The 16,005-nt window shown below is 68.7% G+C and carries 6 protein-coding genes and 1 pseudogene; 2 read left to right on the top strand and 5 right to left on the bottom strand.

The window, feature by feature from the left end:
* Window positions 1-72: 72 nt before the first annotated feature.
* The 3 genes from OQ789_RS19850 to OQ789_RS19840 all read right to left on the bottom strand — a co-directional run bounded on the left by OQ789_RS19850 (window position 73) and on the right by OQ789_RS19840 (window position 11,550).
* On the bottom strand, window positions 73-9,333 hold the full coding sequence (locus OQ789_RS19850) for a polyketide synthase (RefSeq protein WP_324687828.1): 9,261 nt from the start codon (window positions 9,331-9,333) through the stop codon (window positions 73-75).
* Window positions 9,334-9,864: 531 nt separating this feature from the next.
* Entirely contained in the window at window positions 9,865-10,587 is a 723-nt protein-coding gene (locus tag OQ789_RS19845; protein WP_324687827.1) for a DUF1906 domain-containing protein, read from the bottom strand.
* Window positions 10,588-10,647: 60 nt separating this feature from the next.
* Window positions 10,648-11,550 carry a MerR family transcriptional regulator gene (locus OQ789_RS19840; protein ID WP_324687825.1) on the bottom strand — a complete coding sequence of 301 codons (903 nt, stop codon included), beginning with the start codon at window positions 11,548-11,550 and terminating at the stop codon, window positions 10,648-10,650.
* A 40-nt stretch (window positions 11,551-11,590) separates the two neighbouring features.
* Between OQ789_RS19840 and OQ789_RS19835 the strand changes: the two genes are divergently transcribed.
* Window positions 11,591-12,742, top strand: a complete 1,152-nt coding sequence (locus OQ789_RS19835; RefSeq protein ID WP_324687824.1) for an aromatic ring-hydroxylating oxygenase subunit alpha — start codon at window positions 11,591-11,593, stop codon at window positions 12,740-12,742.
* Here OQ789_RS19835 and OQ789_RS19830 read toward each other — a convergent pair.
* Complete coding sequence (locus OQ789_RS19830; protein WP_324687823.1) at window positions 12,725-14,074, bottom strand: secreted hydrolase; 1,350 nt, start codon at window positions 14,072-14,074, stop codon at window positions 12,725-12,727. The genes OQ789_RS19835 and OQ789_RS19830 overlap by 18 nt on opposite strands.
* An 86-nt stretch (window positions 14,075-14,160) precedes the next feature.
* Between OQ789_RS19830 and OQ789_RS19825 the strand changes: the two genes are divergently transcribed.
* Window positions 14,161-15,627 (top strand): aldehyde dehydrogenase, encoded by a 1,467-nt coding sequence (locus tag OQ789_RS19825; protein WP_324687822.1) that lies wholly within the window; start codon window positions 14,161-14,163, stop codon window positions 15,625-15,627.
* A 224-nt stretch (window positions 15,628-15,851) separates the two neighbouring features.
* On the opposite strand, the pseudogene OQ789_RS26040 reads toward OQ789_RS19825, so the two are convergent.
* A pseudogene (locus OQ789_RS26040) lies at window positions 15,852-16,005 on the bottom strand (hypothetical protein); the annotation flags it as partial.

Genomic DNA, 16,005 nt, shown 5'->3' with positions numbered 1-16,005 from the left:
CCCGGTCGCGGGAAACGGTCCGGGGCCGGGCCGCCTCCCGCCTGCCCGGGCAAGGCCGCCCATTGGCCGAGGTCATCCGGCGGGGACCTGGTAGGCGCCGCCTTCGCCCAGGCGCGAACCCGGGTTCAGCAGCATCGCCGCCTCCTGACGCTTCTCCGGCACCTCTGTGTCGAAGCGACGGCTCGGCGGCCGCTCGTACATCGGCGCGCCGCCGGCGATCGCCGAGGCGAGCCGTCGCTGACCGGCCAGCAGGCGAGCGTCCGCGCGCCGCCGGTAGTCCGCACGCTGCTCCGGATCGAGCGCCGCGACGAAGGCCTGCGGGTGCACCAGCGCGACCAACCCGGAAACGTGACCGAACCCAAGGCTGGTCAGCAGTCCCGCCTTGAGCGGGAACTTCTCCCCCAGCCGCAGGGTGTCGCGCACCCACACGAAGTGGGCCGAGCCGGCCAGTTCGTCGTCGACGCAGTCCAGGCTGCGGTTGGGCGGGATCACCCCGTCGCGCAGCATCTGGCACAGCCCCATCATCTGGAAGACCGCCGCGCCGCCCTTGGCGTGCCCGGTGAGGCTCTTCTGCGATACCACGAACAGCGGAGCGCCCTCGGAACGGCCGAGCGAGTCGGCGAGCCGCTCGTGCAGTTCGGTCTCGTTGGGGTCGTTGGCCAGCGTCGAGGTGTCGTGCTTGGAGATCACCGCGACGTCGTCGGCGCCCACCCCGAGCCTGGCCAGCGACCGCGCCAGCACCGAATCCTTCCCGCCACGAGCGGCGCCCAGCGCGCCCAGTCCCGGAGCCGGGATCGAGGTGTGCACGCCGTCGGCGAACGACTGCGCGTAGGCCACCACGGCCAGCACCGGCAGGCCCATCTTGAGGGCCAGGTCGCCGCGCGCCAGCAGGATGGTGCCGCCGCCCTGAGCTTCGACGAACCCGAGCCGACGGCGGTCGTTGGGCCGGGAGAACTTCGAGTCGTGGATGCCCCGGCCGCGCATCATGCCGGTGTCGGCGGTGGCCGCCATATCACCGAAACCGATGATGGCCTCCAGCGTCAGGTCGTCGAAGCCGCCCGCCACCACCAGCTCGGCCTTGCCGAGGCGGATCTTGTCGACGCCCTCCTCGACCGACACCGCCGCCGTCGCGCACGCGCCGACCGGGTGGATCATCGCGCCGTAGCTTCCGACATAGCTCTGAATAACATGTGCGGCAACAACATTCGGCAGAACTTCCTGCAGGATGTCGTTGGGCTTACTGCGGCCGAGCAGGTTGCCGTGGTACATCGTCTGCATTGACGTCATGCCGCCCATACCGGTGCCCTGGGTGCTGGCCACCAGGCCCGGGTGCACCCACCGCATCAACTCGGCCGGCGTGAATCCCGAGGACAGGAACGCGTCGACGGTCGCGACGATGTTCCACAGCGCCACCCGGTCGATCGAGCTGGCCATGTCCTGGCTGATGCCGAAGACGGTCGGATCGAACCCGGTGGGGATCTGCGCACCGACGACACGCGACAGCTTGGTCTTTCGCGGCACCCGGATCTCGGTACCCGCCTTGCGGATCACCTGCCAGTCGCTGGAGTCGGGCACCGGCCGGATGACCGTGTGCTCCGGATCGAACTCGACGAAGGCGCGCGCGTCGGCCTCCGAGGACACCACGAAGGCGAAGTCCTTCTCCAGGTACACCGAAACCAGCAGCGGCGACGCGTGATCGGGATCGATCGCGCCGTCGTCGACGAACTCGCGGACGCCCACCCGCTCGACCACGATGTCGTGGTAGCGCTCGACCAGTTCGGACTCGTCGACCAGATCGCCGGATTCGACGTCGTACCAACCGGGTTGGGGGTCGTCCTCCCAGCGGATCAGGCCGGTGGTCCAGGCCAGCTCCAGGACACCCGCCGCCGAGAGTTCGTTGTCCACCTCCATCTCGAACCGGGTGCGCGACGAGCCGCACGGCCCGAGTTCGGCGCCGCCGACGATCACCACCAGGTCGGCCGGGTCGACGTCGAGGTCCGCCCACGCCGGCGGTGGTGCCGGGGAGAAGCCACGCGGCGGGGACGGCAGCGCGGCGATGGTGCCCTCGGTCGCACCGGCCTCGGCCTCGTCGTCCGATGTCGACGCGGCTTGCTCGCGGGCCCTGGCGGCCAGCTCGGCCATGTCGAGGTTGGCCTCGGCCAGCCCGCCGGTCAGGTCGGCCTTGATCGGAGCGTTGGCGGCGGCGACCTTGGACTCGATGTCGCAGAGCGACAGCAACATTGCCGCCATCTCCTCGGTTGAGTACGTCGTGACGCCGGCCTCCTCGACCGCGTCGACGATGGCGTCGTTGTGGCCCATCAGCCCGGTGCCGCGGGTCCACCCGATCAGCGCGTGCGCCAGGCTGACCCGGGACGCCCACGACGATTCGGCGTGCCAGCGGCTCACCAGGGCGTCCAGCGCCGACTTCGCTTCCCCGTAAGCTCCGTCACCGCCGAACATTCCACGGTTCGGCGAACCCGGCAGCACCACGTGCAGCCGCGACGCGATGTCTCGCTCGGCACCGATCTTCGACAGGCCGCCGATCAACCGCTGCACCGCCCACAGCAGCACCTTCATCTCCATCTCGGAGCGAGAGCCCGCGTCGGACAGGTCGCCCGCGACCCGCGGTGCGGCAAACGGGAACAGCAGCGTCGGAGTCTGCGCGTCCTTGATGTGAATCGACTGTGGCCCAAGGCTTTCCGTCTGCTCCGTGCCCACCCACTCGACCAGTGCGTCGATGTCGGAGTAGGACGCCATGTTGGCCGCGACCACCCACAGCGCCGCCCCGAATCGGGCGTGGTCGCGGTAGAGCCCGCGGTAGAACGCCAGCCGCTCGTCGTCCAGCTTGGACGTCGTGGCGATGACGGTGGCGCCGCCGTCGAGCAGTCGCGCCACGACCGACGCGGCGATCGAGCCCTTGGATGCACCCGTCACCACGGCGACTTCGCTGCTGCACGGGCCCGGGTCCGGGTTCTCGGCGCCGGCCGCGATGCGACCGTACAGCGACGCGTGGATCTGCCGGCCCGCGGACAGGGCCTTGCCCTGCCACCAGGTGGCCTGCGTGGCCACGACATGGCCTGCGCCCTCGAACCTTTCGGACAGCTCCAGCCAGCGGGCGTCGATGTCGCCCTCGTCGGTGAGCCAGAGCCTGACCAGGTCTTCACGCGCGCTGGCCCACCGGTCGTCGAACAGCACGGCCTGCTTCGGCTCGAACACCGGCGAGACCAGACGGGGCCAGTCGGCGCCGAGCTCGGCGGTGACCAGGTCGATGAGCTCGGCATCGGTCGCCGCCGGCGAGACGCCCACCGGGTCGTCGAGGCCCAGCTGGTTGAGCACCAGGCGGGCCGCCGAGGCCAGCACGCCGTCGCGGCCGGTGATCTGTTCGGTGAATTCGCCGAGTGCGGCGGCGTCGACGGTCGCGCCTCCGCCACCGCCGCCCGCCGACGGCAGCGCCACCGCGATGCCATGACGCGCGGCCACGGACGCCACCGCGGCGTCGATCACCTTGTCGACGGAGGCCGCGTCGGCCAGCGCGCCCTCGTGCAGGTGGCCCATGACGCCGCCCCGCACACTGGCCCCCTCCCGGGTTCCCAGCGCGACCTCGACCGTGACGTGCTTGGCCCAACCCTCGCCGAGCTCCCAGGTCTTCTTCACCCGCTCGGCGATGGCCGCGGGCCGCTTACCCGAGGGCCCCAGCACCGTACGCAGCTGGTCGTTGATCGCGTCGGAAAGCACTGGGCCATAAGGTTTATAGGTGCGTGCCAGCTTGGTCACCTGCGCGCGCAGCCCGGCCAGGTCGGCTTCGGCGGCGCCGTCGATGGCGCCCAGGTTCAGCTCCGAGCCCAGGTCCACCAGCAACTGGTTGCGCCGCGACGACGCCCCGTCGGTGATGGATTCGATGGAGTCCAGCTCCTCGATTTGATCGATACGCATCTTGGCCGACAGTGCAACCAGCGCCAGCGTGGCATCCGCGGCGTCGAATCCGATGTCGTCCGGCCGGGCCGCCCCCGACGGCGCGGCGGGCGCGGCGGCGGGAGCCGGGGTGGCCGCCGCCGCTTCCGGCGCCGATGCGCTTTCCGCGGGTGCTTCCGGCTCCTCCTCAGGCTCCGGCTCGGGGTCGGTGTCGGTGGCGAACAACACCGCCGCGTCGCGTTCGGTGTTGAGCACTTCCACTGTGCTATGGGCGTATTCGGGTAGCTTGAGCGTGTTGGTGGCCAGGCCCGCGACGGTCGGTGCGGACTTCACCCCGATCTCGACGAACCGCTCCACACCCAGGCCGCCGGCGGCCTCTTCGGTGAACAGCAGGTCCTGGGTTTCGATCCAGCGCACCGGGCTGGCGAATTGCCATGCCAGCAGCTCGATGAGGACGGTGCGGGCCAGCTCGATCCGGCGCTCGGCGAGCCAGGTGTCGTAGTCGGCGAGGATCGGGTCGAGCGGCTCGGCCGGCACCAGGTCGCGGATCTCCTGGATGAAGTCGCGGTCCAGGTTGAACGGACGCGGCACCAGGTTGGGGATGTAGCGCCCGATGATGACGTCAGGGTCCTTGTCGCGCGGCATGACTCGATCGAGCGACCGCCGGAACTCCGCCACACCGACGCGCAGGACGCGCGAGTGGAACGGCACGTCGATGCCGGGTACCAGGATGAACGAGCGCTTGCCGCCGGTGATCTTGCGCCGCCGCTCCACCTCTTCCTCGAGAGCGTCGAGGCCGCGCACCGTGCCGGCGATCGCGTACTGCGACCCGCGCAGGTTGAAGTTGACGATCTCCAGGAATTCTCCGGTGCTCGCGGCGATTCCGGCCACAAACCCGGGAACCTCGTCGTCGGGCAGGTCGATCTGCGAGGGCCGAATGGCCGCCAGCCGATAGTTGGACCGGCCCAGCTCGTCGCGGGGCACGATGTCGTGCATCTTCGATCCGCGGTGAAACACCGTCTCCAGCAAGGCTTCCAGCTCGTAGATGCCGGTCACGCAGGCCAGCGCGGTGTACTCGCCGACGGAGTGACCGCAGGCGATCGCGTCTTCGACGAAGGCACCCTGCTCGCGCATCTCGGCGACCTGCGCCGCGGCCACCGTGGCCATCGCGACCTGGGTGAACTGCGTCAGGTACAGCACACCCTCGGGGTGGTTGTAGTGCACCCCGCTGGCGATGATGCTGGTCGGGTTGTCGCGCACCACGTGCAGAACCGAGAAGCCCAGGGTGTCGCGGGTGAACTTGTCGGCTTTGTCCCACACCTTGCGGGCGGCCTTGGACCGGGCCCGGACGTCCATGCCCATGCCCTTGTGCTGAATGCCCTGCCCGGGGAATGCGTAGACGGTGTGCGGGGCCGCCAGGCGTGCCGTCGCCGACATCACCAGATCCGATCCGATCCGGGCGGCGACCTCCAAAACCTCGGCGCCCTGGTCGATTCCGACCCGGTCGACGCGGAACGCGACCTCGTCGCCGGGACGCACCATGCCCAGGAAGCGCGCGGTCCAGCCGATCAGCCGCGCCGGCGGGCGGGCCTGACCGTCGGTGGCGGTCACCGCGTGCTGGGCGGCGGCCGACAGCCACATGCCGTGCACGATCGGCGATTCCAGGCCGGCCAACAACGCGGCGACCCGGTCGGTGTGGATGGGGTTGTGGTCGCCGGAGACCACCGCGAACGGACGCATGTCGACCGGCGCGGTGAGCGTGACGTCACGGCGGCGCCGACGCGGGGTATCGGTCGCGTTCTGCGAAACCGCACCGCCGGCGCGCACCGGGTCCCCGAGTTCGGCGCCGCCGGTGCGCCCCAGGATGGCGAAACGCTCGTCGAGCGTGGCGATCACCTGACCGTCGGTGTCGGTGATCGTGACCGAGACCGGGACGACGCGCCCCATGTCCGTGTCGATGGCCACCGAAGCCGTTGCGAAGATTCGCAATTGCGACCGCACCTTCGGCAGCGTGCCGGTCATGTGCGCGGCGTGGTCGAGATGCACCAGGCTCAGCAGGCCCTCGACGACCGGAACGCCGGCGTCGGTGGCGGCCGCGCCGATCGCCGAGAAGACGGCGGGCCAGCACGCCCCGACGAGCGCGTCGGGCACGGTGGTGAGGCTGGGCGCCAACGGTTCTCCGAAGGTGGCCGTGACACCGGTGTGGTCCGCGACCCGCTCGGGGTCGAAATCCACCGTGACCGTGGCCGTCCCGTCGGTGACCGCAGGGAGGAACTCCGGCCCGTCGGCCCCGGCGGCGATGGCCAGCACCGCACGCATGGCCGTGGCGGCGTCCTCGGTGGAGACCACCGGGGTGGCACCGTCAACGGTGTTGGGCGGCAACGTGAATGGGATATCGATCCAGGTGCCTGACACGGGGACGCTGAGCACGACGCGGTCGCCGTCGAGCCGAAGCTGGGCCCCGGTGGACGAATGCGTGGCGCGACGGCTCTCGGGCCCGTCGTGCACCAGCCAGTCCGAGGGGTCGGCGATGCGGTGGACCGGGTTGGTCGCGGTGCGGCCGGCCCACCGGACATCCGGGGCATCCAGCACGATGGCCAGCGGCCCGGTGACGTCGGCGCGGCCGGTCCGGCGTGACGCGACGGCCACCGGCTCCAGTCCGGCGGCGAGCGCCTCGTCGATGGCCGCCTGCTCGAAGCGGTCCAGCAGTTCACCGACGGGCTCGTCCATCCGGGTAATGCCGGCCACGGCCGCGGTACCCGGAATGATGCACACCTGATCGGCGTCGTAACGGGCATCGTGCGCCTGCCACAGCGAATCGCTGCGCCACCAACGCCTTACGTCCTTGTCGATCACCGGCACGAAGTTGACCGGCTTGCCCAGCGTCTTGCACAGCGTAACGAAGAACGGGACGTCCGCGGGGTGCAGCTGCACGGTCTCGGCGTCGGGATAGCGGTCCAGCAGCAGATCGATTGCCGCCTCGGGGTTCTCCAGCAGCCCGTCGTCGTCGTACAGCGTCTCGACGGGACCGAAATCCTGTGCAGCCAGCCGCGCTTCGGCGCGCTGCAACATCTGTTGGAAACGGTCACGCCAGGTGTCGGCCAGCCACGGGCTGCCCGGCGACGCGGTGTCCGCAGTGGAATCGCCGTCGCCGATGCACAATTCGACGTAGCGCCGCAGCCACTGCAGGTAGGTCATCTCCGCGACGTCGCCGAAGTACGGCTTGGCGGTGTTGGCCATCGCCGCGATGATCTCGTCGCGACGCTCCGCGACGGCGTCCGCGTCACCGGCGACCTCGTCGAGCAGCCGGCCGCAACGCGAGGCGCTGTTGTCGATCTCGTGGATGTCCGCACCCAGCTGGCTGCGGCTGGAAGCCATGCCGCCCACGGCTTTTCCGGCGCCGATCCAATGCTCGGTGCCTTGGGTCTCGACCAGCATCTGCTTGACCGACGGCGACGTGGTGGACTCCAGCGTCGCCATCGCCGCGGTGCCGACCAGGATGCCGTCGATAGGCATCAACGGGAAGCCGTAGGCCTGAGCCCAACGCCCGGAAAGGTATTCGGCCGCACGCTCGGGGGTGCCGATGCCGCCACCGACGCAGACGGTGATGTTGGAGCGCGACCGCAACTCGGAGTAGGTCGCCAGCAGCAGGTCGTCGAGGTCTTCCCAGGAGTGGTGGCCGCCGGCGCGTCCACCCTCGATGTGCGCGATCACCGGCTTGGTGGACACCTCGGTCGCGATGCGGATGACCGAGCGGATCTGCTCGACGGTGCCGGGCTTGAAGACGACGTGACTGATGCCGACCTCGCCCAGCTCCTCGATCAGCTCGACGGCCTCCTCCAGGTCGGGAATGCCTGCGCTGATCACCAGACCGTCGATGGCCGCGCCCGACTGGCGCGCCTTCTGGACCAGGCGCTTGCCGCCGACCTGCAGCTTCCACAGGTACGGGTCCAGGAACAGCGCGTTGAACTGGTAGGTACGTCCGTCCTCGAGCAGGCCGTCCAGCTGGGTGACGCGGTCGGCGAAGATCTCCTCGGTGACCTGCCCGCCGCCGGCGAGTTCGGCCCAGTGCCCGGCGTTGGCCGCCGCGGCGACGATCGCGGCATCGACGGTGGTCGGCGTCATGCCGGCCAGCAGGATCGGCGAGCGGCCGGTCAGCCTGGTGAACTTCGTGGAGAGCTTGACCCTGCCGTCGGGCAGCCGAACCAGCGTCGGCGCGTAGCCGGACCACGCCCGCGCCACCTCCGGGACGGCGCCGACGGTGAAGAGGTTGCGCTGCCCGCCGCGGGTCGCCGCGGGCACGATGCCCACACCGAGGCCGCGGATCACCGGCGCGGTCAGCCGGGTCAGGATGTCGCCAGGTCCCAGATCGAGGATCCAGCGAGCGCCTGCGTCGTTGACTCGGCTGATCTCCTCCACCCAGTCCACCGGGCGCACCAGGATCGACTCGGTCAGTTGCCGGGCCAACTCGACGTCCAGGCCGACCTTCTCGGCCCAGCCGCCGACGATGCCGATACCGTCGGCCAACCGGGGCGTGTGGAAGCCCACCTCGACCTGCACCGGATCGAACACCGGCGCAAAGACGTCGCCGCCGCGCAGCTTGCTCTTGCGGTCGGCTTCTTCCTTCTCAGAGATCTGCTGGCAGTAGAGCTCGAAGCGGGACAGCTGCTCCGGGGTGCCGGTGATGACCACCGAGCGGCGGCCGTTGCGGATGGACAAGACGGGCGGCAGCACGGTGCGCACGTCCAGCGCGAACTCGTCGAGCAGCCGGCCGATGCGGTCGGGATCGGCGTTGGTGACCGACACCATGGGCGGGCGGTCGCCAAGCACCGAGATGCCGCGCCGACGGGCCACCAGCGTCCCGGCCGCACCGATCAGCTGGGCCATCGCGAGCAGCTCGACGTCGCGCGCACCCCCCGCCTTCAGCGCCTCGACGGCGAGCACGCCCTGGGAGTGTCCGGCGACGGCCACCGGCGGTGTCGCCTTGAGGTCCATGCCCTGGCGTGCCAGCGCCCGCACGGCCGCGATCTGGGTGAGCAGCACGCCCGGAATCGACACGGCGGCCGACGTCAGGTGCTTGTCCGAAGGGACCGGGTCTTCGGCCGCCAGCGCGCGCACCCACGACAGCGGCTCGAAGCCGATCGGGCGCACCACGACGAGCTCGTTGGCCACCGGCTCGAGCAGCAGGCTGACCTCGCCGACGAGCGTTGCCAGTTCGGACTCGACGCCGGCCGCCGACACCAGTTCTTCGAGGGTCTCCAGCCAGGCGCTGCCCTGGCCGCCGAAGGCCACCGCGTAGGGTTCGCCGGACGTCAGGCGGTCGACAAGAGCGTGGGTGTCTCCGGCTTGCGGGCCCCTACCCCCGTGCGGACCCTGCCCGCCGCGGTCGGCGGACACCCGGTCGTGCTCGTGAATCGTCACTTTGTCTATCTCCCCTGTATGCGTCTTCAGGTCTCGTTCGTCTGGCGGGGTCACCACCGCCGGGCGGGGTTCTGTCGATTCCGCGTCGAATCACAGCCGGGAAACGGCTGGCCGGTGTGTCGTCGTCAGACCGCTCGGGCGCTGTTGTGCGGCGCGACGAACCCCATCGGCTGTACTAAGAGTGTCATAAGGATCGGCCGTTGTTTTGCGTGCTGATCGGTTACTGGTGAGTTCTACGCATGGGTAACCGTGTCCTGGGTAACACCCGGTTTCATCCGCGGCACGGACCCGATTCACAAACCCGCTGCGTGCAGGTGGTTACGGTCGAGTAGCTATAACTGCGCAGATCAAGGCAGTCTTGTTATCGAATCGTTATATAAAAATTTTTGGTCGGTGAGCGCCGTCGCGGCAACGCCGACCGCTACTGACGGCGATCGCCCGCCAGGGCGCAGCCGGACAACGAGCGAACAAGTGTTTGCTGGAGTTTTTAAGAGTCCGCGTCCCGACGGGACGGCCAGACGGCACCGGCCACTACGCCCACTGGCCGAACTGGGGCTTGAGGATCTCGTTGATGTCCACGCCGACCCCCCCGACGCTGCGTTTGTCGATCTCAACCTGGTGCAAATTGGCCGCCGGGTGGGCGTATCCCTTGGGTGAGCCCCAGTTGTGCTGCCAGAAATAGGCGCCCAATCCGTCGTGCAGCGCCCAGTCGATTGTCTTCGAATTGGCGTACACGCCTGTGCGCTGATGACCGATCACCGATTCCCAGGAGCGCAGGTAGGGCGCCACCTGGCTTTTGTACTGCTCGTAGGAGGGGTCGTCGTCGATCGAGGCGTAAATGGGCGCAGTGGCCGGCCCGCCGGCGGCGGCGTGCAGCTGCATCCCGCGCTGCGCGTGCTGCAGGCCGGCTTTGGCGCCGCCCAGCCAGTCCGCGCTGCTGGCCTTGCCGTACTGGTAGCAGGACACGATCTTCAGCCCGCTGCTGTTGAGGTCGCGCGCCTCGGAGACTTGAATCGGCTTGCCCAGCATCCAGTTGCCACCGGGACGGCGGTCCGACACGTACCGGATAGAACCCACGGCACCGGCGGCCCTGATCTGGCTGGCCGGAATGACGCCTGCCGCATAGTCGAGCAGGGTGCCGAGCGACGCCGACGCCGGCGCGGCGCTCACCGAGGCGCCGGCGACGCCCAGACCGAGCAGGCCCGGGGTCGCGGCCGCGAATTTGAGCAGTTCACGTCGCGAAACGGATGGCACAAGCCACAGGGTACGACAGAAACCTCATATGACACATTGGCCACATCGGTTACATGTGCATCACAGTGCCGCATCGTCCGTTTGAAGCGGCTTCACCTCGGGCAGCACGATGACGCTCAGGGCTTCCAATCCGCGCCGAGCGGTCTGGACGCCGATCTCCTCGATGAAGTGGGCGGCCGCCGGGCTGATCGATTCCGCCCAGGCGCGAAATCCCTGCACGATCACCGGGTCATACTGCAGTAGCGGTTGCACTTCCCGCAGCACGCCGACCACGTCGTCGGGCAACGGGTCCGCCAACTGCTGGTCGATCCACCCGCACGCGAGCTCTCGAGCCGCGGAATCGTCTTCGCCCAGCGCGGTCACCTCGGCGGCCAGGCTGCGCAGCCGGCCGAACAGCTCCTCGCGGCCCGGGGTCTCGGCCAGTTGCGACAGCAGGGTGCTGGCGGCGGTCGGCAACACCATCTGCCCGAACAATACGGGGACCGGCAGGTGCCACTCGTCGAACAATTCGGCGTACATCGCGGCGAGAGGCGCCGGCAGCGGGGCGCTGAGCCGCCCGATCAAGCCGATGCTGTCGCGGTGCGTCGTCGCCAGCCGGCGCAGGATGTCTTCGTTCAGGTCCGCGTCGCCGCACGCGGTGGCGGCGCGGGCTTGGTCCAAGGCTTGGATCAGCCGGTCGAGCCGGTCCCGTTGCTGCGCCAGCAGAGCGCGGTGCTCGTCGAGCAGGCCGGCCAGGGTGCCGTGGCCGCCTTCGATCAGCCGCTGGATGTCGTTGATGCCCACCCCGAGGCTGCGCATCAGGTCGATGCGCAACAAGTCGAGCACCTGCTCGACGCCGAACACCCGATAGCCGTTGGAAAGGTGTTGCGCGCGCAGCAATCCGATTTTCTCGTAATGGCGAATGCGGCCGGAGGCGATGCCGGTCAAGGCGGTGACGTCGCCGATCAGCAACTGCTCAGCCACCCCTTGACCTTACAACTATCGCAAGGTCTGTACTGGGCACATGGAACACGAGCAGCTCATCGACCTGACGCGGCGCGCATTGAAGTTGGCGCGCGACAAGACCACCGACCTCGCTCCGGCCCAGCACACGGTCGACGCGCGCGACTACACGGATGTCGAGCGGCATCACCGGGATCGGGCCATGCTGCTGGCCAGCCCGCAGTTGGTTGGCTACGTCTCCGAACTACCCGCCCCGGGTGCGTATTGCACCAAGACGGTGATGGGACGGTCCATCCTGCTGACCAGAACGGCAGCGGGAACGGTCAAAGCGTTCGACAACGTCTGCCTGCACCGCCAGTCGCAAGTGGTGACGGGATGCGGCACCGCCAAACGGTTCACCTGCCCCTACCATGCCTGGACGTACGACAACACCGGACGCCTGGTCTCGCTGCCGGGACGCGAGGGATTCCCGGACGTGGCCGTCAAGTCCGACGGCCTGACCGAACTGCCGGCCACCGAATTCGCTGGATTCCTCTGGGTGGCATTGGATCCCGGCGCGACGCTGGACGTGGCCACACACCTGGGCCCGCTCGCCGAGGAACTCGACTCGTGGGGCGTCGGGCGCTGGTCCCCGCTCGGCGAGAAGGTGCTGGACTCCCCCATCAACTGGAAGCTGGCGATCGACACCTTCGCCGAGAACTACCATTTCGCCACCGTCCATCAGCAGACCTTCGCCACGATCGCACGCAGCAACTGCACGGTGTTCGACTCCTATGGCCCGCACCACCGGCTGATCTTCCCGCTCAACACCATCCGCGAGCTCGACGACGCGCCCGAGGACCAGTGGAATCCATTCCACAACATGGTGGTGATCTATGCGTTGTTCCCCAACATCGTGCTGTCGGTGACCATCGCCAACGGCGAGCTGTTCCGGGTCTACCCGGCGGACCGGCCCGGCAGGTCAATCACCGTGCATCAGAACGCAACCCCGCAGGACCTCACCGACGAATCGATGGCCGCCGGGGCCCAGGCCGTGTTCGACTACGCGCACGCCACCGTGCGCGACGAGGACTACCGACTGGTCGAGGGGCTGCAGGCCAGTCTCGAGTCCGGGGTCCGCGACCACCTGGTGTTCGGCCGCAACGAGCCCGGCTTGCAGCATCGCCACATCACGTGGACCCGGGCGCTGGAACAGTCAGCCGGCGTCGGCTGACAGCACCGCGATCAGATCGTCGACAAGTTGTGCCAGCGTGTCGTTTTCGACGCGCGCCAAGCCGAGCAGCAGGTCGACGGCATCCGCGCGCCGGCCGGCCGCGAGCAGCGGCGCGACCCGATCCACCCTGGTCTGCAACTCGGGCTGCGGCGGGGTCAGGTTCCCGACGATGGTGCAAAGCACGTCGACGAGTTCCCAATCCCGGTACAGGGCCAGCGAGCGTTCGTTGAACGCGAAGCCCGTCACCGGTTTCCCCCACATGGTGCCGTGGTAGCGATACGGGCCCTCCATGTACTCGATCGGCAGCCCGTGGGCCGGCGCGGGCACCAGCGGCTCCCCGACGAGGTCCAGTTGCAGTGTGGGACAGGTTATTCGGTGTCGGTCGGGCAGGTATCTGGCCGATGCGGGGGGTCGCACCAGGGGCCGGACGGCCTCCGGCCATCGCACGTAGCTGCTGACCGTGACCTCGAGGTCCTCGGCGCATTCCGGCGCGATCGCGGGGTCCGGGTGGCTTGTCGTGATACCGGTAAACGGCTGCAGCGCATTGCCGTTGGCGCGGTCGAACTGGCGCCAGATGCTCAAGTCGACACCGTTGTCGAAGTTGATCGTGCGCCATTCGTGTGACCTGGCCCGCGGGTCGCCGCCGGATCCCCCGCCGCCGGCGTACTTGGGGAACCACTGCCGATCGACGTGCCCGCTGGTCCCGGACACCTGCTGGATCACGTCTCCCCAGCGCAGGGTGCCGGTCATCGCCATGCCCGTCTGGAAATACGAATAGGTGTCGCTCTGGCCGAAGCAGACGATCTTGCCGTTGTACGTCGAGGCGCCCACCGGTGTCGGTGCGCGCGTTGGTGTTACGGCGAGATCCAGCCGCATGGACAGCCCGGAGTGATCTGTTCCGACCAGGCTGACCCGGTAGGTGTAGGGCAGCAGCTCGCCGTCACCGCCGCGGCTGGTCGTCCACGAGGCGGTGCCCGCGCTGCTGTGGTAGCTGATGTCGAGATGGCCCAGCGCCATCGTCAGCTTGCGCTGGGCACCCGGCTCCATGTTCGCCGGCGGCATGTCGTAATCGGTGAAGGTGCCGTAATCACCGGTGTCGAGATCGAACAGGGCCATCGTGTAGAAGTCCGCAACGAACGTCCCCCCGGGCCGGTTCTTGTTGAAGATGGTCAGGAAGGCAAACGATCGATCGGTCTCGGCGGCATCGAGCTGCCCCGCGATGAACCAGGTGTCCGACTCCTGGCCGGGATGTTCGCCCTCGGCCGCGGGAAAATCCAATTGGGTGTCCCCGGGCACCAACTGAAACGGGTAACTGCGCCAATCGCTGGTCATATCGGGCCTTCGCTGCTTTTTTCGCTATGTTAGCGTGAATAGCAAATTCGCGGTCACGGTCCGATCCCCCCCGAGGAAGCGCCCCGATGACAGAGACTTCCCGCCATCGCTCCTACAACGAGCTGTTCGTCGGGGGCCAGTGGCGCAAGCCCGCCAATCCCCAGCAGCTCGCCGTGATCTCCCCGCACTCCGAAGAACCGGTCGGGCATGTCCAGGTCGCCGGCCCCGAGGACGTCGAGGCCGCCGTGGCCGCCGCGCGACGCGCCTTCGATCACGGTCCGTGGCCACGGCTGAGCCATGCCGAGCGGATGGAAAAGGTCGAACAGCTCGCCGGGATCTACGGTGGTCACGCCGACGAGATGGCCGATCTCATCACCGACGAGATGGGGTCGCCGCGCAGCTTCAGCCGGATGGGCCAGGGGGCCGCCGCCGCGGCGCTGATCCACCTCACGCTGGCCGCCGCCCGCGAGTTCCCGTGGGAGGAACGCCGCCAGGGTGCGCTCGGAGAAGTGCATCTGCGCAGGGCCCCCGTCGGGGTGGTGGGGGCGATCGTGCCGTGGAACGTGCCCCAGTTTTTGATCATGCCCAAGCTGATCCCGGCGCTGATCGCGGGCTGCACGGTGATTATCAAGCCCGCCCCCGAAACACCTTTGGACGCTTTGTGGTTGGCCGAGATGATCGAGCAGATCGGGCTGCCCGAAGGCGTGGTGTCGGTGCTGCCCGGCGGCGCCGAGATCGGCGAGGCGCTGGTGCGCCACCGAGGGGTGGACAAGATCGCGTTCACCGGTTCCAGTGCCGTCGGCCGGCGGATCGCCGCCCTGTGCGGCGAGCAGCTCAAACGGGTGAGCCTGGAGCTGGGCGGCAAGTCCGCGGCGATCATCCTCGACGACGCCGACATCAACAAGACGGTCGCCGGCCTGAAGTCCGCCGGGCTGATGAACAACGGGCAGGCCTGCGTCGCGCAGACCCGGATACTGGTCAGCGACCGCAAGCACGACGAGTTCGTCGATGCGCTGGCCGGCATGATGTCGGCGCTGAATGTCGGTGACCCGGCCGACGAGTCGACGGACATCGGACCCCTTGTGGCGCAACGGCAACAGCGCCGCGTCCAGGACTACATCAAGTCGGGCCGCAGCGAGGGCGCCCGCGTGGTCCTCGGTGGGGAACAGAGTCCGTCCGAGCGCGGCTGGTATGTGCAGCCGACGCTGTTCGCCGACGCCACCAACGAGATGCGGATTGCCCGGGAGGAGATCTTCGGTCCGGTGCTGACGGTGCTGCGTTACCGCGACGAGGACGACGCGATCCGCATCGCGAACGAGACCGACTACGGCCTGGCCGGTTCGGTGTGGACGGCCGATATCCAGCACGGCCTGGATGTCGCTGCCGCCGTCCGCACCGGAACCTATGGCATCAACATGTACACCCTCGACATCGGCGCACCGTTCGGCGGCTTCAAGCAGTCCGGCATCGGCCGCGAGTTCGGCCCCGAAGGACTGGACGAATACGTCGAGTTGCAGACGCTGATCTGCAGGGGCCAGCTCCCGCCGCTGTAGCGTTTCCGCTGTCGACGGTGGGTCACGGCCCTGCGCCGCCAAAAGCATTGCCGGCGAGTCGCTTTCGTTGTTCACCCTCACCGGCGCATCGAATATTTCGGAGGCAACGCCACGGTGGGTGTTGATGAGCGGTCTTGGGGGCTCGCGGGGTATGACTGCCATCTCGAATTCTTCAGTGCCCCGCCATGTTTGGACATCGATGCGGTGGCGGTAGTGCCCGCTAGCGGGGGCGGTTGGGGTTGGAAGGGTTGATACCACCACCATTGGGCGCGTTCGCCGGTAGGCCCCGGGCACGGCGCCCCCGCGGGCGGGGGCTGGGTGGGTGGACGCGCCAGCGATCCCGGGCTCAGCACCCGGCCGTCATCGTCGGTCACCAGC

The organism is Mycobacterium sp. 94-17, assembly GCF_035617725.1.
Classification (GTDB): Bacteria; Actinomycetota; Actinomycetes; order Mycobacteriales; family Mycobacteriaceae; genus Mycobacterium.
This window is presented reverse-complemented; position numbering and strand designations above follow the sequence as displayed.

Excerpts from the sequence above, each read along its gene's own strand:
- OQ789_RS19835 (WP_324687824.1), top strand. The coding sequence starts at position 11,591 with ATGGAACACGAGCAGCTCATCGACCTGACGCGGCGCGCATTGAAGTTG.
- OQ789_RS19825 (WP_324687822.1), top strand. The coding sequence starts at position 14,161 with ATGACAGAGACTTCCCGCCATCGCTCCTACAACGAGCTGTTCGTCGGG.
- OQ789_RS19830 (WP_324687823.1), bottom strand. The coding sequence starts at position 14,074 with ATGACCAGCGATTGGCGCAGTTACCCGTTTCAGTTGGTGCCCGGGGAC.